The organism is Candidatus Planktophila sp. (assembly GCF_036734405.1).
Lineage (GTDB): Bacteria > Actinomycetota > Actinomycetes > Nanopelagicales > Nanopelagicaceae > Planktophila.
On the sequence record NZ_DAIMYR010000003.1, the window covers coordinates 150,827 to 173,477 of the forward strand.

A 22,651-nucleotide genomic window follows, 5' to 3' on the forward strand; every position below is an offset into this window, starting at 1 on the left:
GGCTATGGCACAATACGCAGTCTGCACCGCCAAAGCGTGTGCTTAATAGAAATGACAAAAGGATCCGAATATGAACATTCTTGACGCCGTAGATGCAGTATCCCTGCGCAAAGACATCCCACAGTTCCGTGCTGGTGATGAGCTCAAGATCCATGTTCGTGTTATCGAAGGTAGCAAGAGCCGTCTTCAGGTTTTCCAAGGAATCGTTATTCGTCGCCAAGGCGATGGAGTTCGCGAAACTTTCACAATCCGTAAGGTTTCATACGGCGTTGGTGTTGAGCGTACATTCCCAGTTCACACACCAGTGATCGAAAAGATTGAGTTAGTAAAGAAGGGCGAAGTACGTCGCGCCAAGCTGTACTACCTACGCGACCTACGCGGTAAGGCTGCAAAGATTCGCGAAAAGCGCGATGGCGTTGAAGGTTACGGCGATGGAATTTTGTCTACACCAGAACCAGTAGTGCCCGCACCAATAATTGAGGAAGCTGTAGCAGAGGTTCCAGCTCAAGTTGCGGCTGCAGAAGTTGTGGTTGAAACCGCAGAGGTTCCAGCTGAAGTTGCGTCAGCAGATGTTGTGGTTGAAGCTGAAGCAACTGAAGCTCCAAAAGCTGAATAATCTTTTCAATGCGCAATAAGGGATCGCTCCTTAAGGAGCTCCCAATCCTTGTAGTTGTTGCATTAGTCGTATCCCTATTTATCAAGAGTTTCTTAGTGCAGTTTTTCTATATTCCTTCAGGATCTATGGAAAACACACTTCAGGTTAAAGATCGCGTTGCTGTTAACAAGGTTCCATTTATTTCAGACAACATTAAGCGCGGAGATGTAGTCGTGTTCCGCGATCCAGATAATTGGCTTCCTGAACCATATGACGCCACAACAAACCAGTTAGTTGCAAAGGCGAAGAGCGCGCTGGTTGCAGTTGGTGTTCTTCCAAATCCCGCAAAGCAATATTTAGTTAAGCGTGTTGTTGGTGTCGGCGGAGATCGTGTTGTTTGTTGCACAAAAGCCGGCAACTTGAGCGTTAATGGGGTTGAAGTTATTGAGCCTTACATCTTTGCTGGAAACAAACCATCAGAAATGAACTTTGATGTGACTGTTCCCAAAGGCAAGTTGTGGGTGCTTGGAGATCACCGAGCAGCAAGTGCTGATTCGCGTTATCACCAAGACGATATCAATAAGGGTTTCATACCTTTGTCCAAGGTCAGCGGACGAGTTGTTGGCATCATCTGGCCTTTCAAGAACATCACATATGTTCCAAGAGTTGATGTACTAAACAAGTAACCTTATGAAGGTTATTGAACAGCTTTTAACTAGTGCTGGAATCTCACCGATTGCAGGTGTCGATGAAGCTGGTCGTGGTGCGTGTGCAGGTCCATTAGTAATCGCATCCGTTGTTCTCAATGATCCCTTTGCTGCCGAATTAGCCGTTGTGCGGGATTCAAAAGAAATTGTCGAATCCAAACGCGATGCGGTCTTTGATTTAATTCATCAAGTAGCTGCATCAGTAAGCGTTGTAATTGTCCCTGCATATGAAGTTGATTCGCGCGGGGTACATGCGGCAAACCTGGATGGTATGCGCCGGGCGGTACAAGGTTTAAGCGTTGAACCCGCATACGTTCTTACAGATGGATATGCCATCGAAGGCTTAGGAGTTCCTAACCTTGCAGTCTGGAAGGGCGATCAAGTTGTAGTTTCAATTAGTGCTGCATCAGTTATTGCCAAGGTAACTCGAGATCGCATCATGCGCGAAATGGATCTTGAATTCCCGCTGTATGGTTTTGCTGGCCACAAGGGATATATCACTGCGGCTCACACGAAAGCCCTAAATGAGCATGGACCGTGTGCACAACATCGTCGTTCCTTTGCCAATGTTGCGGCGCTAATCCACAAGTAAGCCAAGGAATCAAAGTAGCTGTGATCGGGGTATTTATCCTCTCTGATCATGAAGACAAAGAGCAATCAAATTACCGGTGCACAAGGCGAAGAAGCTGTTGCACAATTTCTGATCAATCGAAATATCGAAGTTATCGAACGCAATTGGCGAATCCGTGAAGGCGAAATCGACATTATCGCCTTGTATCCAACGGGGGTGTTTTCATTTGTGGAGGTCAAGACCCGAAGCTCGGTTGCTTTCGGACATCCATTTGAAGCAATCAATCGAGATAAGGCTTATCGCATGCAGCGGTTGGCACTTGCCTGGCTAGCTACGCATGGATGCTTGGGATGTGAGTATCAAATCGATGTTGCAGCTGTGCTTATTAAAGCTAATGGTTCACATGAAATTGAATACCGCGAGAAGTTGTTATGACCCTTGCTCTTACTCATTCAGTAGCGCTCTTAGGTTTAGAAGGGCATTTGGTCACGGTAGAAGTTGATATTGCAGATGGGCTTCCGGGTTATTCTCTGTTGGGTTTGCCAGATGCCGCTCTGACTGAATCACGAGAGCGAGTACGCAGTGCAATAGTAAATTGTGGGGAAGTGTGGCCCAATCGAAAAGTTACCGTCTCGCTCTCACCTGCCTGGTTGCCCAAGAGTGGTTCCAGTTTTGATTTGGCTATCTGTATTGCGTTGCTCTCAGCCCATCAAAGTGTTCCAACAGAAAAGATTGAAGAGCTTTTGTTTCTGGGAGAACTTTCATTAGATGGTCGAATTCGTTCAGTTCGTGGCGTATTGCCTGCGCTTATGGCTGCGTACAAAGCAGGTGTTCGCACCGCAGTGGTACCAGCGGCAAACTTTGAAGAAGCACAACTGATGCAAGCAATGACAATTATTCCGATGCACCATCTAAAACAAGTACTGCGCTGGCTACGAACTGGAGAACGCGAAGTAGTGCAAGAGTTTGATTTGCAGTGGGAACAAACTGACACTCGTTTGGATTTTGCAGATGTTGCCGGACAATCCACCGCACGTTTGGCTGCAGAAATTGCTGCTATTGGGGGACATCACATCTTGTTGATTGGCCCACCCGGTGCCGGAAAAACAATGATTGCCGAAAGAATCCCTACAATCATGCCGGCGCTAAGCATTGATCAAGCACTAGAAGTGACTGCAGTTCATTCAATTGCTGGCACTTTGACTCAACGTTCACCGTTATCGCTGCTTGCGCCAATGGTCTCGCCCCATCACACAACTACTCGCATCGCGATGGTTGGTGGCGGATCACATGCAATCAAGCCCGGTGCATGTTCACTTGCACATTACGGTGTTTTATTTGTTGATGAAGCACCTGAATGCGGGCCAGGTGTCTTAGATGCGCTGCGACAACCTTTGGAATCTGGAACCATTACGATCGCACGTAGTATTGGAAACTTAACTTTTCCAGCACAGTTTCTTTTGGTTTTAGCTGCTAATCCATGTCCATGTGGAAAGTTCACTGGACGCGGCCATAATTGCACCTGCACTTCGCAACAGGTTAGGCGTTATCTAGGAAAGTTATCAGGACCCTTAATGGACAGAATTGATTTGCGAGTTCAGGTAGATCCTGTAGGACGTGTAGATATGGCACGGGATGAATTAGGAGAAAGCAGCACCGTAATTCGCACCCGAGTGATTGCTGCTCGAGAGGTCGCAAAAAAACGTTTTGCTGGAATGGGCTGGAGTTTGAATTCTCAGATACCGGCACGTGCTTTGCGTTCAACATTTCAGCCTGAAAGAAGTGCGATGAACTTTCTGCATGATGAACTAGATCGTGAACACATAACTGCCCGCGGCTTACACAAAATCATCCGCACCGCTTGGAGTTTTGCTGATCTGCACAATAACCCAACACCAACTTTAGAAAATGTTATGGCCGCTCACACCATGAGAGGCAAGGTCGAAGCGTGACAGAACAACTAGCACGCGCGGCGCTGTTTAGTGCAATCGAAGCGGGACATCCCTTTTGGTCCTCCGAAATTTCGACCAAAGGCGCACTTGCTGTGTATGAAAAATTAATGTCTGGCGGGTATGACCCGATTAAAAATGAGAAGCTAATTTCCGAGCTTCGTCAGATGAGCGGTGAGCAAGTGTTAACCGACATTGCTGCACATCAAGCTCGACTGGTTACTCCATTAGATGATGATTGGCCCCTACAGGTCAATGATCTTGCTGCACCACCGATCGGCCTAATACTTAAAGGAAACATCGGCGCGTTGCATCAACCATCACTTGCCATTGTTGGAACCCGCAATCCAACATCCTATGGAGCGCGAATAGCTGGAGACTTTGCCGCAGGTTTTGCCGACCGTGAATGGGCAATTGTTAGTGGGGGAGCATATGGAATTGATTCCTATGCACATAAAGGGGCACTGATTGCAGAAGGTGTGACAGTTGCAGTTATTGCATCTGGAATTGATATTAATTATCCAGCGGGAAACACGCGGCTGTTTGCCGAAATTTGCGAATCAGGAGCAATGGTTACCGAGTTCATGCCGGGACACCGCGCGCTTCCGCATCGCTTCTTAACCCGTAATCGATTGATTGCATCACTATCGAAAGCAACACTTGTTGTTGAAGCTGCATTTCGCAGTGGATCATTACGCACCGCACGTGATGCAGCAGAGATCTTTCGCCCGGTTATGGCGATTCCAGGACCAATTAATTCACCCACAAGCGAAGGTTGTCATCGCTTAATTGGTGAGCGAGCAGCAGAGATCGTTACATCTGTGGCAGATGCGGTGGAGTTTGTAGGAGCTAATTGATGAGAGAATAAGCCTATGAGTGATTTCCGTTCGGGCTTTGTTGCCATTGTTGGCCGCCCAAATGTTGGAAAATCGACTTTGATTAACGCACTCGTAGGTACCAAGATTGCAATTACTTCTCATCATCCCAACACAACTCGTACTGCGATTCGTGGAATTGTTCATCGCCCCGAATTTCAAGCCGTCCTTGTAGATACACCTGGCGTTCACAAGCCAAAGACATTATTGGGGCAACGCTTAAACCAAGTTGTGGATCAGAGCATGGATTCAGTCGACATTGTCATCATGTGTATTCCAGCTGATGAGACATCTGGCGCAGGAGACACATTTATTGCTGCTGAAATTGCTAAGCATCCCAAGGCAAAAAAGTTCGCAGTTATTACAAAGACTGATTTGATTTCAAAGGAAAAATTAGCGGTTCGCTTGCTTGGCATCATGAAGATTGCCGAAGGCTTTGTGTGGGATGAGATCATTCCGGTATCGGCAGCAATTCACGATCAAGTAGATCTTCTCAATGAACTTATTGGAAATAACCTGCCGGCAGGCCCTCAGTACTACCCAGAAGGAACAACGAGTGATCAGGCAATCGAACAGTTAATCTGTGAATTCATTCGAGAAGCCGCGCTGCAGGATGTTCGTGAAGAGCTTCCGCATTCAATTGTTGTAACTATTGATGAGTTTGGTGAGCGCGAAGAAAAAGGATCTCGCCCATTTTTCGATGTCCATGCAACTATTCATGTAGAGCGCGATACCCAACGAGCAATCTTGCTGGGCCATCAAGGCGCTCGATTAAAGGAAATCGGAATTCGAGCTCGCGCAGATATTGAGCGCGCACTTGCGGCAAAAATCTTCCTTGGACTTCACATTAAGGTTTCAAAGGAATGGCAAAAGGATCCAAAACTTCTTGCAAAACTTGGGTTCGGCGACAGGACGTAAAAGTAAGACCTAAATTACTTGGCTCTTTTTGCTAGCTAGGTATGAACCAACCAACACCAAAGGCAAACCAATAAGAATTCCCGCTGTTAGTGGCTCCTTCAAGATGATCACACCGAGCACAACAGCCACCGCTGTGTTCACATAAGTTACCAATGATCCGCGAGCTGGCCCGATATCTTCCATTAACTTGAAGAACAAAATAAAGGCAAAAGCGGTGCTCAGCACACCTAAGGCAATTAATGAAAGTGCAGAGTTCATTGAAATGTTTGATGGCCATTGCGCAATTGCAACTGGACCCCAAAAGATAGTTGTAAGTGCCATGGCAAGCCCATTAATTGCAATTCCATCAACTAATGGAAGATTTGAAAGAATCATGATTACCGCATAGGCATAGCTGACTGATGCGATAAGAACCATCACGATAGATAAAAGATCGGCGCTTCCCGTCAAACTTTCGATTCCAACAACCAAGATCAATCCTAAGAAACCAACCACAATTCCAAATATGCGCTTGAACTGCCACACGGAGTGATCTCCGCGCATAGATGTAATGATGGTCGCAAAAATTGGAACGGTTGACACCAATAATCCGGCTAAGCCAGAACTAATCTTTTGCTCAGCAGTAGTGATTAGAATCCAGGGACCAATCATTTCGAGCAGCGCATAGAAGGCAACAAACTTAAAACCCAGTACCGCGCCGTTAAACTTCTTGCGATAAATGGCAATCGGAATCAAGATTGACGCGCCAATTAACGTACGACCAGCTACAACAGCAGCAGGTGGAAAATCTTCAACAGCAACCTTCATGAGAAGGTATGGAATACCCCACAGAAAACCCACTAAACCAAAGTAAATCATTGACTTGCGGGTCACTTATTTTTCACCTTTCGATAAAGCTCAACTGTTAATGCTGCAACGGCATCCCACCCAAAAAGTTTTTGAGCACGTACGCGACCTGCAGCACCGTATTTCTTCAGCAGTTCAGGTTGAGACATCAAACGAGAAATGGACTCGGTCAAGGCTTTTTCAAAAGGTGCTGCCTCACCGTTGTAGTCAACAAGCTCGCCAGTTTCTTTATCAGCAACAACTTCTGGGATACCGCCTACACGAGAACCCAGGACTGCGGTTTCACATCCCATAGCTTCTAGATTTACGATTCCAAGTGGTTCATAAATTGATGGACAGATAAATAAATCAGCTGCGGTAAGCATGGCAGTTAATTGATCATGGGGGAGCATCTCTTTGATCCACCACACATTGTTGCGGGTTGATTGAAGTTCAGCGATCAAAGCTGCAACTTCGTTGCCGATTCCTTCTTCATCAGGAGATCCAGCAGCCAAGACCAAGCCAAATTCCGCCGGTACTTCTTTCCAAGCACGCAAAAGATGGGCTAAACCTTTTTGACGCGTAATCCGTCCAACAAAGATTGCATACGGTCCGCTAATTCCAAAACTTTCAGGCACTGATTGATCGTGATTTGGCGCAAATTTATTAGTGTCTATGCCATTTCGAATTGTGACAACTTTTGCTGGATCAATAGAAGGGTATGCCTTTAGAACATCACCACGCATTCCATCACTGACTGCGATGATGGCACTTGCGCCTTCGTATGCTGTTTTTTCAGCCCACGAAGAAATGCGATATCCGCCGCCTAATTGTTCAGCTTTCCAAGGACGTAATGGTTCCAGAGAGTGTGCGCTAACGATATGTGGAATTCCATGTTGCAACGCAGCGATATGCCCAGCCATGTTTGCATACCAAGTGTGCGAATGGACAACATCAACATGACCAAGATGTGTAGCCATTTCAAGGTCAATCGCTATAGCTTGGACGGCGGGATTGGCATCTGCAAAACCGCTGGGTAATGAGTAACCAAAAGCATCATCGCGCGGACCACCGAAGCAGTGAACATCGACATGAACATCATTGATTGTACGAAGGGCTTGCGTTAGCTGAAGAACATGCACTCCAGCGCCACCATAGATGGCCGGTGGCCACTCTTTGGTAACGATTCCAACCTTCAATGCAGTCATATCTTTGAGAGCCTCTTCCTTGGACAAGGGTGAAAGGCTATCGTTAAGACATGGCCAAACTGCAACTTCCGCTCAGCATCGTTCTTGCTGGTGGCGAAGGAAAGCGTTTAATGCCGCTCACAGCAGATCGCGCCAAGCCTGCTGTTCCATTTGGCGGCTCATATCGTTTAGTTGATTTTGTTTTATCCAATCTGGCAAATGCCAACATGCTAAAAGTTGCAGTATTAACGCAGTACAAGTCACATTCACTTGACCGTCACATAACAACAACGTGGCGCATGTCATCACTTCTTGGAAATTACATCACTCCAGTACCTGCGCAGCAGCGACTTGGACCACGTTGGTACACCGGCAGCGCTGATGCAATTTTGCAAAACTTCAATTTAATTCATGATGAAGACCCAAAGCATGTTTTGGTGTTTGGTGCGGATCACGTTTATCGCATGGATCCTATGCAGATGTTCCAGCAACATTTAGAAACTGGGGCAGGGGTAACAGTTGCAGCGATCCGTATGCCGCGCGCTGAAGCACATGATTTTGGTGTTATTGAATTAGCTGAAGATGGAATCACGATTAAGGCTTTCCATGAAAAGCCGGCTAATCCGCCAGCAATGCCTGGCCATCCAGAACTTTCACTTGTGTCGATGGGTAATTACATTTTCAAGCGCGATGTCATGGAAGAAGCGCTAATTCTGGATTCTGAAGATATCGAATCCCGTCATGATCTTGGCGGAAACATAATTCCTTATTTAACTTCACAAGGTCAGGCCAAGGTTTATGACTTCGCAAACAATGTTGTTCCAGGTGAAACTGAACGCGACAAGGGCTACTGGCGCGATGTAGGTTCGATTGACGCTTACTATGACGCGCATATGGATCTTGTATCCGTTCACCCAATTTTTAACTTGTATAACCGTGAGTGGCCATTGCTGACAAACCCACCTTCATTGCCACCTGCAAAGTTCAGTGAAGGTGGATCTGCGCACGATTCAATTGTTGGTGCGGGTTCGATTGTCGCCGGTGGAATATTGCATGGATCAGTTGTTTCCTACGATGTTTCAGTTGGAAAAGCTGCAATCGTAGAAGGCACAGTCTTGATGCCTAATGTACGCATTGGTGAGAAAGCCATTATCCGCAAGGCTATTTTGGATAAAAGCGTGATTGTTGATCCAGGTGCACAAATCGGTGTAGATCTAGAACGCGATCGTCAACGCTTTACTGTCAGCGATGGCGGAATTGTTATCGTTGGTAAAGGTGTTCGCGTTACCGTTTAGTTACCAGTTTTCGGTCTGATGTTTTAATTCTTTGTACTTAACCATTACTTCAGGTGTTGCACCGCTGTTGTGATGTGCAACTTCACCTAAATCCCAGGTTGGCATTTGACCAAGTAAAGCCCAGGCTGCTTGCTTAGCTGCGCCATTTGCAACGTATTCACCTGCAGGTGGAACCAATACTTCGCGGCCAAACAACGCACTTGCAATAACAGGTACGGCTGGATTTTTTGCAGCTCCGCCGATTAGCAAAATACGGTTCACGCCCACGCCTAATGCAACAAGTGAATCAACTGCATCAGCTAAACCGGCAAGCATTCCTTCAACCATGGCACGCGCAATATCTTCTGGGTTTGAATTATTCAGGTTCATGCCTGCAAATACGCCAGTTGCTTTTGGACGATTAGGTGTTCTTTCACCTTCAAAGTACGGCAACAGAGTTAGTCCGTTAGCACCTGGCTTTGCAGCTAGTGCCAACTGCGCGATTTCATCGTGAGTTTTACCAAGCATGCGACATGCAGCATCCAAAATTCGTGCAGCGTTTAATGTGCAGACAAGTGGCAGATAGCGACCAGTTGCATCGGCAAATCCTGCAACAGCGCCGGATGGATCATGCGTTGGGGTTTCAGATACTGCAAATGCGGTGCCACTTGTTCCTAATGAAACTACAACATCGCCGGGTTGTGCCTGCAAACCCAAAGCCGCACCCGCGTTGTCACCAGCACCAGCTGCAATTGGAATACCAGCAAGGGTTGTGCCACCAAATTGTGAGGGCTCAATTATTCGCGGAAGGGTGAAATTCTGATCATGACGAAGAGCTAAACGCACAATCTCTTCTCGGTAATGTGAAGTGCTGGGATCAAAGTAACCAGTTCCAGATGCATCACTTCGATCGGTAAACAACTTTGTTAAATCCTTACCGCCCTGCAACTGCCATGACAGCCAATCGTGGGGCAGTGCAATAGATGCAACACGTGAAGCGTTATCAGGTTCATGATCTGCCATCCAGCGCACCTTGGATGCAGTAAATGATGCAACTAATTTTGAACCAACTTTTCGCGCGATTACATGATCGCCGCCGACTTCACGGTTCAGATCCTCGGCTTCTTTTGCCGAACGCGTGTCATTCCATAAAAGTGCGGGACGAATAACTTCGCCATCAGAATCTAATGCGACCATTCCATGTTGTTGTCCTGCAATAGAAATTGCTTCGACATCATCTAATCCACCGGCATCTTTAAAAGCTGCGTGTAATCCAGTAAGCCAATGTGCCGGATCCACTTCGGTTCCGTCGGGGTGGGAGGCACGTCCCTCTCGCACTAATTGACCCGTGTGAGCATCACGAATCACAACCTTCACAGATTGTGTTGAGGAATCCACGCCGGCAATGAGTTGTCGATTAGCCATGGGTCAAGGCTAGACTGTGCCAGTCAGCGTTGACCACAGGTGGCGGAAAGTATTTGAGCCACACAAACAAACAATAAAATTGTTGGAGTAAATCATGCGTATTGGTGTCCTCACTGGCGGCGGAGATTGCCCTGGTCTTAACGCGGTTATCCGCGCCGTAGTTCGTAAAGGTGTTAAAGAGTACGGTCACGAGTTTGTAGGTTTCCGTGACGGTTGGAAGGGACCTCTAGAAGGTCTAACCATGCCTTTGAACATCGAAGTAACTCGCGGCATCTTGCCGCGCGGTGGAACCATCCTAGGTTCATCACGTACTAACCCTTTCAAGATTGAAGGCGGCGTAGAAAAGATTAAGGAAAATCTTGAAAAAGCTGGCATCGATGCGTTGATCGCAATTGGTGGAGAAGACACTCTTGGTGTTGCAACAAAGCTAGATGCACTTGGCGTCAAGGTCATCGGTGTTCCAAAGACAATCGATAACGACCTAAACAACACTGACTACACATTTGGTTTTGATACCTCAGTAAACATTGCAGTTGAAGCAATTGATCGTCTGCACACAACTGCAGAATCACATCATCGCGCCTTGATCGTTGAAGTAATGGGCCGTCACGCAGGTTGGATTGCTTTGCATTCTGGTCTTGCCGGCGGTGCAACATGTATTTTGATTCCAGAGCAAAAGTTCTCTGTTGAAAAGGTTTGCGAATGGGTCGAATCACGCTTTAAGTCTCACTACGCACCAATCATTGTTATTGCCGAAGGTGCAATTCCGCAAGATGGCGATATGGTTACAAAGGATCAAACTCTTGATGCCTTTGGCCACGTCAAGCTTTCAGGTATTGGTGATTGGCTAGCTGGCCAGATTGAAGAGAGAACAGGTAAGGAAGCGCGCACATCTGTCTTGGGTCACATCCAACGTGGTGGTACTCCAACTGCATTTGACCGCGTTCTTGCGACTCGATTTGGATTGCACGCAATCACAGCCGCACACGAAGGTGACTGGGGCAAGATGGTTGCACTGCACGGTACAAATATCGCTCGTGTGCCGTTAGCAACAGCGACTGAAAAGCTAAAGACCGTGCCTTTGGAGCTATACAAGGAATCAGAGATCTTCTTCGGATAATTGCCCCGCGCAATGACCTTTGAACTCTCTACACTTCTCCAATGAACTCGAATTCGAGCACACGCTTAGACAATCTGTTCACACCTGGCCTTGTTGCTGCTCAGCAACCTACTTGGCCGGGTGGACCAGATGGTCCACAAGTAAAAGCTGCTGTAGCTGAACTTAAAGCGTTCCCACCACTTGTCTTTGCTGGCGAGTGTGATGATCTCAAAGCTCGAATCGCGTTGGCTGCAGAAGGTAAAGCATTTTGGTTACAAGGTGGAGATTGCGCAGAAACTTTTGTTTCAGCCACCGCGGATTCAATTCGAAATCGCATTAAAACAATTCTCCAAATGGCTGCGGTTTTGCAGTATTACTCCAGCCTTCCAGTAATCAAGGTCGGCCGAATGGCGGGGCAGTTTGCCAAGCCGCGTTCAAGTGAGTTTGAAACGCGTGGCGATGTAACACTTCCCGCATACCGCGGAGATGCGGTCAATGACATTGAATTTACTGAAAAGGCTCGTACGCCAGATCCAATGCGCTTAGTTCGTGTCTACAACACATCTGCGGCAACACTGAACTTAGTTCGTGCATTTACACAAGGTGGCTTTGCAGATCTGCGCCAGGTGCACGAATGGAACAAGGGCTTTATTCGCGATTCAAAAGTTGGCGATCGCTACGAAAAAATGGCTGATGAAATCGGCCGCGCATTGGCATTTATGAAGTCTGCTGGCGTGGATCCAGAAAGTTTCAAGTCAGTAGATTTCTTTGCCAGCCACGAAGCACTAATCATGGAATACGAAAAGGCCCTAACCCGTATCGATTCACGTACTGGTGATGCGTACGATGTTTCAGGACATTTCATTTGGATTGGCGAACGAACACGTCAACTAGATGGTGCACATGTTGATTTTGCATCAAAGGTTCGAAATCCAATCGGAATCAAGCTTGGACCTAAGTCCACCGTTGCAGATGCACTTGCATTAATCGACAAGTTAGATCCAAACCGCGAACCTGGTCGTATTACATTTATTACTCGTATGGGTGCAAAAAACATCCGCGAAATCTTGCCGGCACTGGTCGACGGTGTTACAAAATCAGGTGCCAAGGTGCTCTGGGTATGCGATCCCATGCACGGCAATACCTACGAAGCACCATCTGGATACAAGACACGCAGTTTTGATGACGTTATGGATGAAGTAAAGGGTTTCTTTGAAGTTCACAAAGCTTTGGGTACACATCCAGGCGGAGTCCACATCGAACTTACTGGTGATGATGTTACCGAGTGCGTTGGCGGCGGCGAGCAGATCTCGCATGAAGACCTGGCTTCACGATATGAAACTGCGTGCGACCCACGCCTTAATCATGCTCAATCACTCGAGCTTGCCTTTTTAGTTGCTGAAATGTTGCGCGATCGCTAATTTTGGACAGTGCCGCTTCTTGTAACTTCTCATAAGACACCTGTTGGCATCCTCAATTTATTAGCCGATGATCAAATTCTTATCGGTGCAAATCTTTCAACTGTTTCAGCCTTTAAAGCCGGTCGTGATCTCAAGGTTGTTAAATCAATTCCAGTAATTTCAGATCTTGTTAATGATTACTTTGATGGAGACTTAACTGCGCTAAATGGCATTCAAGTACGCCAACCTGGAGCTGCATTTTCACAAGCGGCATGGAAAGCAATGCGTAAGATTGCACCGGGCAAAACCTGGTCATATGCCGATCTTGCTGAAAAAGCTGGAAGTCCAGCAGCAGTCAGAGCTGCCGGAAGTGCCTGCGCCAATAATGCAATCATGCTGGTTGTTCCTTGCCACCGAGTTGTAAAAACTGGGGGAGCGTTAGGAAATTATGCTTACGGTGTTGATAAGAAGCAGTGGCTCTTAAGCCACGAGGGCTTTCTTTAAAATTTCAATGGCCTCTTGGCATTGCGCATCATCAAAATCTAAATGAGTTACTAATCGCGCGTACTTTGGTCCAAGCGCGCTAATCCACAAACCGGCCTCTTTGCAACGTGTAGCAAGCTCGGCTGCGGTAATCGGAAGCGCGGCTAAATCCAAACCAACAATATTTGTATGAACAGTTGTTGGATCAATTAGTGAAGAATCAATTGCCGCGATTGCTTTTGCTAACTCTTGAGCTCGGCGATGATCTTGCGCTAGGCGTGCAATGTTGTTATCCAGCGCGTAATGAGCCCCTGCAGCCAACAAACCAATTTGACGCATTCCTGCGCCATAGCGCTTACGCCAAACTCGAGCTTTAGCCACGCGCTCCTTGGTTGAAAGCATGATGGATCCGACCGGTGCACCTAACCCCTTAGATAAGCAGACTGAAATAGTGTCAAAGTATTTTCCGTATTCGGTAAATGAAACACCAGATGCAACGTGGGCATTCCAGATGCGCGCTCCATCTAAATGAAGTGCAAGACCTAATTCATCGGCACCTTTGCGAAGGGCTGCAATTTCTGTCATTGGCTGAACGGTTCCGCCACCAAAATTGTGGGTGTTTTCTACAGCGATGGCGGTTGTAGAAACTAGATAGGGGCCACTGTTGGGTCGTGCAATTTCAAGAGCATCTGAGGCCTTTAACAAACCATGCTTTGCCGGAAATGTGCGTGTAGTTATTCCACTAAAAACTGCGGCAGCACCAAGTTCGGCGCGCACAATGTGGCTATTGGTTTCGGCAATCAGTTCTTCGCCAGGGGCTACCAACATACGAATAGCAAGTTGATTGGCAAGTGAGCCAGTTGGTGTAAACAACCCTGCTTCTTTGCCAAACATGGCAGCGACGCGTTCTTCAAGAGAGTTAACCGTTGGGTCATCGCTGTAAACATCATCACCAACTGGTGCATGGGCAATTGCTTCTCGCATCGCTGCGGATGGTCGAGTTACAGTGTCACTTCTAAGATCAATTGCCATTACATCAGCCTACTTCTGTTCCTTCAGCACAATCAAATACATAGCAACGACTACTAAAACTCCGCCTATTGCACTTTGCAGCGTCAGTATTTCGCCACCGAAAAAGATTGCAAAGACTGCCGCGAAAACAACTTCCATGGTCAAGATGACTGCAACCTTGGTTGCGCTCATATGGGCCTGCGACCAAGTTTGAATAATGAAGGCAATTGCAGTTGCAAAGACTGCCGTAAAGATAACTACTGCCCACACTCCAGAATCTGGTGGCGCTGAATACCCACCAGGTATTGATGCAATACCTGCCAATAATCCACACATTGTTAACTGAACAACTGTCATGGCATAAACATCGCGACCCGAAGACCACTTACTTAAAGCAATAATGTGGGCGGCAAAGAAGAATGCGCTAGCCAAAACAAGCATCTCACCTATACCAACAGAAAACCCTCGGATCGAAAGCAAACCCAAACCAACTGTTGCAACCATGATGCACAGCCAGACAAAGCGAGTGATCTTCTCTTTCAGTACAAGCCAAGCCAGAACCGGCGTAAGGACAACATAGAGACCAGTAATAAATCCGGTAATTGCCGCACCTGTTCGTTCCAGACCAAGAGTTTGAGTGATGTAGCCCAAACCTAGAAAGATGCCTGCTAATGATCCCCGCTGCAGCAAATCCTTATTGAAGTGTTTAATCGTTTGCGGGCGAATTAAAAGCATTACTAAAACAGCTAAAGCGAAGCGAGAGAAAAGAAAGTTATTAACACTTTGTCTTTGGATCGCATCCTTCATGACAACGAAGGAAAACCCCCAGGCTGCTGCAACCGTGATCAACGCCCACGGTGCCAGCTTGAGCTGGAGTTGATGACGCGCAGACATCAGCCGCGTAACTTCTTTAGTAAGGCAACTTCCTTGCCATGCTCTGGTTCCATCCCTGGCGTTTCAAGAATCAATGGAGCGTTAGCGACCGCTGGATGTGAAAGTAGCTCTTTAAACGGATCTACACCAATGTGGCCGTCACCGATATTTTGGTGGCGATCTTTTAATGCACCGCACACATCCATCGAATCATTGGCATGTACCAATTGAAAACGCTCGATTCCTGCGACTTCGACCAACAAATCAATCGTTGCGGTCATTCCACCCTTTACTGAAATGTCATGGCCGGCAGCAAAGACATGGCAGGTATCTAGACAAATTCCAACCTTGGGATGATATTCAAGCGCCTTTAAATACATTTCTAGATCATCTAGTTTTTTAACCAAGCTTTGGCCTTGGCCTGCCGTTGGTTCCAGAAGAAGGTAAGGGGCGTCATCACCAAGTGCGTTCAGAATCGGCATCATGCCTTCGTGAATTTGTTTCCAAGCTTTTTCCACATGATTCACATCTACGGCAGATCCCGTGTGAATAACTACGCCAAGTGCGCCGATATCTGCGCCGCGTTGCAGCGAATACTTGGTTGAGGCCAAAGAGTTTAAATACGTTGCCTCAGTTGGGGAACCCAGATTGATTAAAAATGGTGCATGAACATAGGTTTCAATATCTAGTTCCGCAGCTTTGATTTTAAATGCATCATCTAGTTCTGGTTTGGCCTCTGGCATCGCCCAGGTTCGGGGACTAGATGCAAAAACTTGAATCGCTTCTGCGCCAATTTCTTGTGCATATGCAATAGATCTTTTGGCCATTCCACCAGTTGTAGGGGTGTGAGCGCCGATGCGCGGCTTCTTAACTGGCGTAGGCATTGGCTTACCCTACGGTAATCGTTACCAAACTGCCACGTTTTACTGAGGTGTTGACTGCAGGTGAAACTTTTTTAACCACCTTTTTCTTGTTGTTTCCAATGCTTATAACTTTCACCTTTAGGCCAAGGGCTTCAAGCATCTGCTGTCCCGCTTTTGCCTCCATAGTGATTATCGTCTTTGGAATAACGGTGTTGCGTGGGCCCTTAGAAATAAGAATCGTAACTTTGCCACCCTTATTGGCAGTTGTTCCACCTACAGGGTTTTGAGAAATGACCGCTAGCTCAGGAACATTTTCATTAAATGCATATCCGGCTTCTACCGAGAAACCTGCTTCAGTTAACTCATTCAAAGCTTGCTCGCCACTCTTTCCAAGATATGAAGCCAGCGCAATTTGTTCGATTCCCTTAGAAACCAACAAATCAATTTTCGCATCCCGCTTAACTGACGTTCCAGATGCAGGTGATGAAGATATTACAAAACCCTTAGGAATTTCAGAGTTAAAAATCTCCTTTACTGTTCCCATAATTAAGGTGTATTTCTTAAGCGCGGTTTGTGCTGCTTCGGGAGTTAATCCAGTCGTCATCGGCACTGTATATCGCTCTGGACCTTTAGAAACAATCAACTTCACTGTTCCGCCAGCATCAACCTTGCCACCACCTGCAGGGATGCTTTCAATGATCTTTGATTTAGGTATCTCTTCATCAAATCTATTTTCAACAACAACTGCGGTCAGTCCCAGCGGCGAAATTACATTGACCGCTTCATCGAAACTGCCACCAACAATTGAAGGAACAACAACTCGAGAGCCTGGGCCAACTAAGGTCCACCAACCACCGATTCCTAGCGCGACAGCTAGAACTAAAGCCACCTTACGGTTGCGACGTACACGCTTACTTGCGCGTTGTTTCTTTTCTTCCTTGCGGCGAATCTCTTTAGTTGTCTCTACGACAGGTATAACGGGTTGTACTGGAGCAACTACCTTTTCCTTCTTGCGTGCTTTCTCCCTGATAGGTTCAACCGGAAGATCTAGTCCCAGGTCCATTTGATTCTTGCGTGGATCAAGATCTATTTGGATCTGCTGCAACTTATCCAAAAATTCTCCCGCGGTACGAGGGCGATCATCCGGATTCTTAGCGGTGGAACTTGCAATCAAATCATCCAAAGCTTGGGGAATCTCTTTACGCTTACTGCGCAAACGTGGGATTTCTTCATTGACATGCATGTAAGCAATCTGAATTGGCGATTCTGCTGAAAATGGTTTTTCTCCAGTGAGCATTTCATAAGCAACTATTCCAGCCGCATAGACATCACTTCGTGAATCTGCAATACCTCGCTGAACTTGTTCAGGTGAAAGGTAAGAAACACTTCCCAAGATCACACTGGATTCGGCGGTCATCGTCGAGCCAATAATTTCGCCGCGAGCTAATCCAAAGTCAGCGATTTTGACGCGACCTTCATTAGAGATCAAAATGTTTTCAGGCTTGATATCGCGATGAACTATTCCCAATGCATGCGCTGCGGCTAACGCACTTAAGATTGGAGTCAGATAATTGATGGCATCCTTTATTTCAAAGCGACCACGTTCGTTCAAGTATTCGCGAAGAGTATGTCCCTCAATTAATTCCATCACCAAGAAGACTGCCGGAACCCCGCTTTGATTCCACCCTTGGTCTTGCACGGCAACTATGTTGGGATGAGATAAAGCCGCTGCAGCCTTGGCTTCTTTTATAAAGCGAGAAACGAAAGCTTCATCTTGGGCAAGATGAGAGTGCATGATCTTGACGGCAACTTTTCGATCAAGACGTGTATCGACAGCTTCATAGATTGAAGCCATTCCACCATTAGCGACCTGACGTAGCAATTGGTAGCGCCTATCAATGAGCTCTCCGGTCAGATCAGACATGTGCAGATTTTAAGGAGCGTGTGGTGCTCTACCCCTAAGGGCGCGCCCAAAAGAGCTATGAAGTAAGTTTAAACTCACAATTTTCTCGGGTTTGATCCATTGCAAAGTGAATTGATTGTTGGATTTGCCATTGACGCATTTCTTTTTCAATATGTGCACCATCTCGAGCGAGAACCCTTTGCAATCCGGTGTCATTATCGATATCAAGCCAATAAGTAATTGCACCCGCTTCGCGTACCACTTTTTGAGCCGCTCCTACGCCTTCTAGAATCAAGAAATCCGTTGGATCTATAACTTCTTCTCGATCAAATTCCATTAGGTGCCAATTGAAAATCTTGATGGTGTGCGTAAGCCCAGAAAGATGCGCAGAAGTGATTGCTTGCAAAGCATCAGTCAGTGATTGCCCAAGGGCACCATCCCAACCGTTGTACAACTCATCCATGTGGATTGTTCGAACCGTTGAATCCACCGAATACTCGGCGTGCAACTGTGCGGCAAGGGTCGTTTTGCCGGCACCTGCTGGACCATCAATGGCTAAGAGAGTCACGCCAACGCTTCCACCCGATTATTGCGACAACTGCGAATATTGCATAGACAACTGATGTGAACCAATATCCAAGTGATAGGTATTGCGCTGTTGCAACAAGGTTGACGATAAGCCAGAGCACCCAAGTCTCATACTTTTCATAAATCATTAACAACTGAGCAACTAGTGAAGCAATAAGGATAAATGCATCAGTCCAAGTCGCTGCCGCGCCGATATCTGCTAACACGGGAGATAAAATTGCGACACTTACTAGGGTTCCAACCGCAATTCTTATTCGGTTTCTGGTTGAAATGGTTCCAGGTACCGCACCTGTTGGCGCCCAGCCAAACCAGCCGTAAATCGCTGCACCAATGAAAACAATCTGCAACATCGCACTTGCAAAAAGATCAACTTGATAAAAGAAAACGCCGTACAGACTGCTGCTTAAAACCCACCAAGGCCAAGTGATTCTTTTTCCAGTTGTTCCTAAGTAAACGCCTACCAACGATGTGGTTGCTGCAATAAATTCCAGAATAGATACTTCATAGCCCCAGGCAGTAAACAAAGTGGATGACATAGTTAAATCCTTTCCGCATCCGCATTACCGGATGGGTCAATCGGTCGGTCTGAATTTCAGACCCTCTCAGCCTTGTGGGCTCCCGTAGCTGTTACTTTAGCGTGAAATCAGTTGGCGTTTGATGAAAGCGCCACCGGCAACACGAATCCTTCGTGCCTTTGAAGTCTTGGCACGGTGGTTAAAGATGTCGTATCCAATCTTTTCGACCTCATCAACGATTCCACAGTACAAAGTACTTGCCGCTTCAATGCATGGGCGACTAGAGGCTTCTAACATTGCGATTCCAGGAGCAGCTTCAGCTTGTAACTGGCGCACACGTGCGATTTGGAACTTTAGCGCTTCAATAATTTCAGGAGTAAGTACACGCTCTTCCAGCATTTCACGGGTAACGCCAAACTGACCTAACTCTTTCAGCGGCAGGTATACACGGCCACGATCCAAGTCTTCATCCACATCTCTAATGAAGTTGGCTAACTGAAAAGCAATACCTAACTTTTTAGCTGCTTCAAATGCATCATTGTGAAGAGGTCCAAGAATTGGAACCATTTCAAGACCGATAACCGCAGCCGACCCATAAACGTACTCAGTTAAATCTTCGTAACTTTCATATTCCTGAACAGTTAGATCCATCGTCATTGAATGCAAGAAAGCTTCAAAATGTTCGTGGGGGATATCAAAACGATTGACGGTATCGATCAGTGCTCGACCAACATGATCCTGACTTGTTCCCTTCTTTAAATCCGCCAGAACCCCATTGCCCCAATTGCTAAGGACTTCAGCTTTTTCTTCAACACTTAATTCTGAAGCTAAATCATCAACGATTTCATCGGCATACCGCGCAAAACCGTACAGCGCATGTACAAATGGACGCTTTGCTTTTGGCAACAGCAAAGTCGCCAAGTAATAAGTCTTTCCATGCAAAGCATTGAGCCGCTTGCACTCTTCGTATGATGCACGAAGATCGGGATCGGTAATCCCTGCAGCGGTAAGTTCATCCATTTACTTAACCGGACCCACAATTCGTTCTGCAGCAAGGCGACCAGAAATCAAAACCATTGGTACACCAACACCTGGTTGTGTTCCAGATCCGGCAAAGACAACATTTTCAATTCCAGCAGCCATGTTGCGGGGTCTAAATGGACCGGTCTGGAAGAAAGTATGTGCGCTAGCAAATGGTGCACCTGCTTCCATACCTTGGTTTTTCCAATCAAGTGGCGTTGTTACAACTTCGGTTTCGATTGCATCTCCGAAACCTGTGTACCCACGCTGTTCAAGAGTTTCAACCATGTGATCACGATATGGCTTGGTCTGCTTAGTCCAATCAATATCTGCGGTCAGGTTTGGGGTAGGGAAGAGAACATAGTAAGAAGTCTTACCTGCAGGAGCTAAAGCTGGATCATCTAGTGAAGGAATTGTTACAAGCACACTTGGATCGCTCATCAACTGCTTCTTCTTGATCAATTCATCAAAGACGCCATCCCATGATTCGCCGAAGTGAATATTGTGATGTGCGGCAAAGTCATACTTCTTGGAAGAGCCCACCAACATAGTCACACATGATGGGGAATAGTTAAGGCGCTTTACATTCAGCGGGGTCTTACCCAATAGATCGCGCCAAGCTACAGGTAGATCTGGGTTCAGAATGATTGCATCGCATTCGATTCGCTGACCATCTTCTGTAATGACCGCCTTTGCGCGACCATTTTGTACATCTACCTTTGAAACTGTTGTGCTGTACTTGAATTCAACACCGTGCTTTTGAGCAGCTGCCGCCATTGCGCGCGGAACTGCGTGCATTCCACCCTTAGGGAAGAACACGCCATTGACTGAATCCATGTAAGCGATAACCGCATAAATAGCTAATGCTTGCTGCGGGCTAACACCGGCATACATTGCCTGGAATGAGTACACCTTCTGTAAACGTGGGTCTTTCATAAACTGATTGACCTTCGGAGAAAGTCTGCGGAAACCACCAAGTGCAATCAATCGTGCAAGGTTGGGAGTTAAAAGATTAAAAGGTGAATCAATATTGCGATCAATGAAATCATTCATTTCATACTTGTATAGCTTGGTCACAAAATCTACATAGCGTGCATAACCTGCGGCTTCTTCAGGGCTGATCTTGTGTGCAATTTCAGCTTCCATTTGCGCGGTATTTGCATGAACATCTAATTGAGAACCATCTGCATAGAAGGCGCGGTACAAAGGAGAAACGGGCATCAGTTCAACCCAGTCCTTCATATCTTCACCGACGCAACTAAATGCATCTTGAATCAATGAAGGCATTGTTAGAACAGAAGGACCGGTATCAAATGAGTAACCATCTTTTTGTAGCAAGCCACTTCGACCACCAGGAACCGCTTCACGTTCAATCACAGTTACTTTGCGTCCGGCACCTGCAAGTCGCAGGGCAGCACTTAAGCCGGCATAGCCAGCTCCAACGATGACAACGTGATCAGTAGGACCTTTGACGCGAGCAGGCATTTACGCACTCCTTTTTGTTGCGATGTTAGCTAGCTCTACGAGCAAAGCCTTTCCATCGGTGGTGAAAAGTGAAGATTCCGCTGCTGCTAAAGCGGCATCGGTAAGTGTTTCAATCGTTGATTCAAGTTCAGCGCGAGCACCTGTTGATTCAATAATTTCTTGCAAGATAGCAACACCCTGAGCATCAAGATCCGGGCGGCCAAAGTACTTTTTGCATTCTTCGGCTTGGGCCGCAGTTTGGCGTTCATGAGTCATAGCGATCAATACGGTTCGCTTTCCTTCACGTAAATCATCTCCAGCAGGCTTACCTGTTACAGATGGATCTCCAAAGACTCCCAAAAGATCATCACGTAATTGGAACGCTTCTCCTAACGGCAACCCATATGCAGATAACGCCGGAAGAATTTCATTACTGTATTTTGAACTTAACGCTGCGCCCATATGGAGGGGACGCTCAATTGTGTATTTTCCAGACTTGTATCGTGCGATCTTCATAGATCGTTCAGTATCGGTGTCTTTTTGAGTCTGCTCGTGAATATCTAAAAATTGTCCGGCCATTAACTCAACTCGCATCTCGTTGTACAACGGAATCATGCGCGCGTATTGCTCAGCCGGCAACCCTGCGCTGTTAAGCATTTGATCCGACCAAACAAGAGCTAAATCTCCGAGCAGTACTGCGGCAGATAATCCATATTGAGGCGCAAAACCATCTAATTCATCTTGGACATGCATAGTTTCAAAGTGGCGATGTATTGATGGTTTACCGCGACGAGTATCAGAACCATCCATCAAATCATCATGTATCAGTGCACACGCTTGCAAGAGTTCTAATGCAGCCATTGCACGAGTTGTAGATTTTTCAATAGAACCACCCGCGGCGGCATAGCCGGCATAAGCAAACAGGGGGCGAAGTCGCTTTCCACTATCTAGTAAGAAGGATGTCAACGCATCTGAAACCGGTGACAAATCCAATGAGATCGAATTCAGATAAGCGCTTTCGCGGTTCAGGAAGATGCTTAACTCTTCCTCAACGGCACTTCGCACGCTCTTTAATGTCGCCTTTGGCTCTGAACTCACTCGGTAAC

23 protein-coding genes are annotated in these 22,651 nt (G+C 46.7%); 11 read left to right on the forward strand and 12 right to left on the reverse strand.

Features of this window, described 5'->3' with window-relative positions; translation table 11 throughout:
* Positions 1-70: 70 nt before the first annotated feature.
* Genes rplS through era form a run of 7 tightly spaced genes read left to right on the forward strand, consistent with a single transcriptional unit; the run spans position 71 to position 5,615 of the window.
* Entirely contained in the window at positions 71-616 is a 546-nt protein-coding gene (gene rplS / locus AC9UC2_RS04790; RefSeq protein WP_509525857.1) for a 50S ribosomal protein L19, read from the forward strand.
* Between the two features lie 8 nt (positions 617-624).
* Positions 625-1,281, forward strand: a complete 657-nt coding sequence (gene lepB, locus AC9UC2_RS04795; RefSeq protein ID WP_509525859.1) for a signal peptidase I — start codon at positions 625-627, stop codon at positions 1,279-1,281.
* Positions 1,282-1,285: 4 nt separating this feature from the next.
* Positions 1,286-1,894 (forward strand): ribonuclease HII, encoded by a 609-nt coding sequence (rnhB, locus tag AC9UC2_RS04800; protein WP_509525862.1) that lies wholly within the window; start codon positions 1,286-1,288, stop codon positions 1,892-1,894.
* Positions 1,895-1,942: 48 nt separating this feature from the next.
* Positions 1,943-2,308 (forward strand): YraN family protein, encoded by a 366-nt coding sequence (locus tag AC9UC2_RS04805; RefSeq protein WP_509525864.1) that lies wholly within the window; start codon positions 1,943-1,945, stop codon positions 2,306-2,308.
* Positions 2,305-3,825 (forward strand): YifB family Mg chelatase-like AAA ATPase, encoded by a 1,521-nt coding sequence (locus AC9UC2_RS04810; protein WP_509525867.1) that lies wholly within the window; start codon positions 2,305-2,307, stop codon positions 3,823-3,825. Before AC9UC2_RS04805 ends, AC9UC2_RS04810 begins: the two co-directional genes overlap by 4 nt.
* Positions 3,822-4,679: a DNA-processing protein DprA gene (gene dprA, locus AC9UC2_RS04815; RefSeq protein ID WP_509525870.1), complete on the forward strand. Its 858-nt coding sequence runs from the start codon at positions 3,822-3,824 to the stop codon at positions 4,677-4,679. Before AC9UC2_RS04810 ends, dprA begins: the two co-directional genes overlap by 4 nt.
* 15 nt (positions 4,680-4,694) lie before the next feature.
* Positions 4,695-5,615 (forward strand): GTPase Era, encoded by a 921-nt coding sequence (gene era, locus AC9UC2_RS04820; RefSeq protein ID WP_509525872.1) that lies wholly within the window; start codon positions 4,695-4,697, stop codon positions 5,613-5,615.
* A 9-nt stretch (positions 5,616-5,624) separates the two neighbouring features.
* Here era and AC9UC2_RS04825 read toward each other — a convergent pair whose 3' ends face one another.
* Complete coding sequence (locus AC9UC2_RS04825; protein WP_509525875.1) at positions 5,625-6,488, reverse strand: DMT family transporter; 864 nt, start codon at positions 6,486-6,488, stop codon at positions 5,625-5,627.
* On the reverse strand, positions 6,485-7,648 hold the full coding sequence (glgA, locus tag AC9UC2_RS04830; RefSeq protein ID WP_509526160.1) for a glycogen synthase: 1,164 nt from the start codon (positions 7,646-7,648) through the stop codon (positions 6,485-6,487). Before glgA ends, AC9UC2_RS04825 begins: the two co-directional genes overlap by 4 nt.
* Before the next feature lie 50 nt (positions 7,649-7,698).
* Here glgA and glgC point away from each other — a divergent pair, with 50 nt between their 5' ends.
* Entirely contained in the window at positions 7,699-8,922 is a 1,224-nt protein-coding gene (gene glgC, locus AC9UC2_RS04835) for a glucose-1-phosphate adenylyltransferase (protein WP_509525877.1), read from the forward strand.
* On the opposite strand, the gene xylB is transcribed toward glgC, so the two are convergent.
* On the reverse strand, positions 8,923-10,326 hold the full coding sequence (gene xylB, locus AC9UC2_RS04840; protein WP_509525879.1) for a xylulokinase: 1,404 nt from the start codon (positions 10,324-10,326) through the stop codon (positions 8,923-8,925).
* 94 nt (positions 10,327-10,420) lie between these two features.
* Here xylB and AC9UC2_RS04845 point away from each other — a divergent pair, with 94 nt between their 5' ends.
* Genes AC9UC2_RS04845 through AC9UC2_RS04855 form a run of 3 tightly spaced genes read left to right on the forward strand, consistent with a single transcriptional unit; the run spans position 10,421 to position 13,329 of the window.
* Entirely contained in the window at positions 10,421-11,446 is a 1,026-nt protein-coding gene (locus AC9UC2_RS04845; protein ID WP_509525882.1) for a 6-phosphofructokinase, read from the forward strand.
* Positions 11,447-11,487: 41 nt separating this feature from the next.
* Positions 11,488-12,846, forward strand: coding sequence for a class II 3-deoxy-7-phosphoheptulonate synthase (locus tag AC9UC2_RS04850; RefSeq protein ID WP_509525884.1), 1,359 nt, complete (start codon positions 11,488-11,490; stop codon positions 12,844-12,846).
* A 9-nt stretch (positions 12,847-12,855) separates the two neighbouring features.
* Complete coding sequence (locus AC9UC2_RS04855) at positions 12,856-13,329, forward strand: methylated-DNA--[protein]-cysteine S-methyltransferase (protein WP_509525887.1); 474 nt, start codon at positions 12,856-12,858, stop codon at positions 13,327-13,329.
* On the opposite strand, the gene AC9UC2_RS04860 is transcribed toward AC9UC2_RS04855, so the two are convergent.
* The 9 genes from AC9UC2_RS04860 to AC9UC2_RS04900 form a co-directional block, all read right to left on the reverse strand.
* Positions 13,306-14,340: a threonine aldolase family protein gene (locus AC9UC2_RS04860; protein ID WP_509525890.1), complete on the reverse strand. Its 1,035-nt coding sequence runs from the start codon at positions 14,338-14,340 to the stop codon at positions 13,306-13,308. The two genes, AC9UC2_RS04855 and AC9UC2_RS04860, sit on opposite strands and share 24 nt — an antisense overlap.
* 9 nt (positions 14,341-14,349) lie before the next feature.
* Positions 14,350-15,213 (reverse strand): DMT family transporter, encoded by an 864-nt coding sequence (locus AC9UC2_RS04865; protein ID WP_509525892.1) that lies wholly within the window; start codon positions 15,211-15,213, stop codon positions 14,350-14,352.
* Positions 15,213-16,076 (reverse strand): deoxyribonuclease IV, encoded by an 864-nt coding sequence (locus AC9UC2_RS04870; RefSeq protein ID WP_509525895.1) that lies wholly within the window; start codon positions 16,074-16,076, stop codon positions 15,213-15,215. Before AC9UC2_RS04870 ends, AC9UC2_RS04865 begins: the two co-directional genes overlap by 1 nt.
* Before the next feature lie 4 nt (positions 16,077-16,080).
* Positions 16,081-17,979, reverse strand: coding sequence for a Stk1 family PASTA domain-containing Ser/Thr kinase (gene pknB / locus AC9UC2_RS04875; RefSeq protein WP_509525897.1), 1,899 nt, complete (start codon positions 17,977-17,979; stop codon positions 16,081-16,083).
* Positions 17,980-18,034: 55 nt separating this feature from the next.
* Positions 18,035-18,526, reverse strand: a complete 492-nt coding sequence (locus tag AC9UC2_RS04880; RefSeq protein ID WP_509525900.1) for a nucleoside/nucleotide kinase family protein — start codon at positions 18,524-18,526, stop codon at positions 18,035-18,037.
* Complete coding sequence (gene pnuC, locus AC9UC2_RS04885) at positions 18,507-19,082, reverse strand: nicotinamide riboside transporter PnuC (RefSeq protein WP_509525902.1); 576 nt, start codon at positions 19,080-19,082, stop codon at positions 18,507-18,509. The genes AC9UC2_RS04880 and pnuC overlap by 20 nt, the downstream gene beginning before the upstream one ends.
* Positions 19,083-19,178: 96 nt before the next feature.
* Entirely contained in the window at positions 19,179-20,081 is a 903-nt protein-coding gene (locus AC9UC2_RS04890) for a phytoene/squalene synthase family protein (protein ID WP_509525904.1), read from the reverse strand.
* Positions 20,082-21,566, reverse strand: a complete 1,485-nt coding sequence (crtI, locus tag AC9UC2_RS04895) for a phytoene desaturase family protein (protein ID WP_509525906.1) — start codon at positions 21,564-21,566, stop codon at positions 20,082-20,084. It abuts the gene before it with no gap.
* The gene (locus AC9UC2_RS04900; protein WP_509525909.1) at positions 21,567-22,643 is read right to left on the reverse strand and encodes a polyprenyl synthetase family protein; all 1,077 of its coding nucleotides are present in this window, start codon (positions 22,641-22,643) and stop codon (positions 21,567-21,569) included.
* Positions 22,644-22,651: the final 8 nt, after the last annotated feature.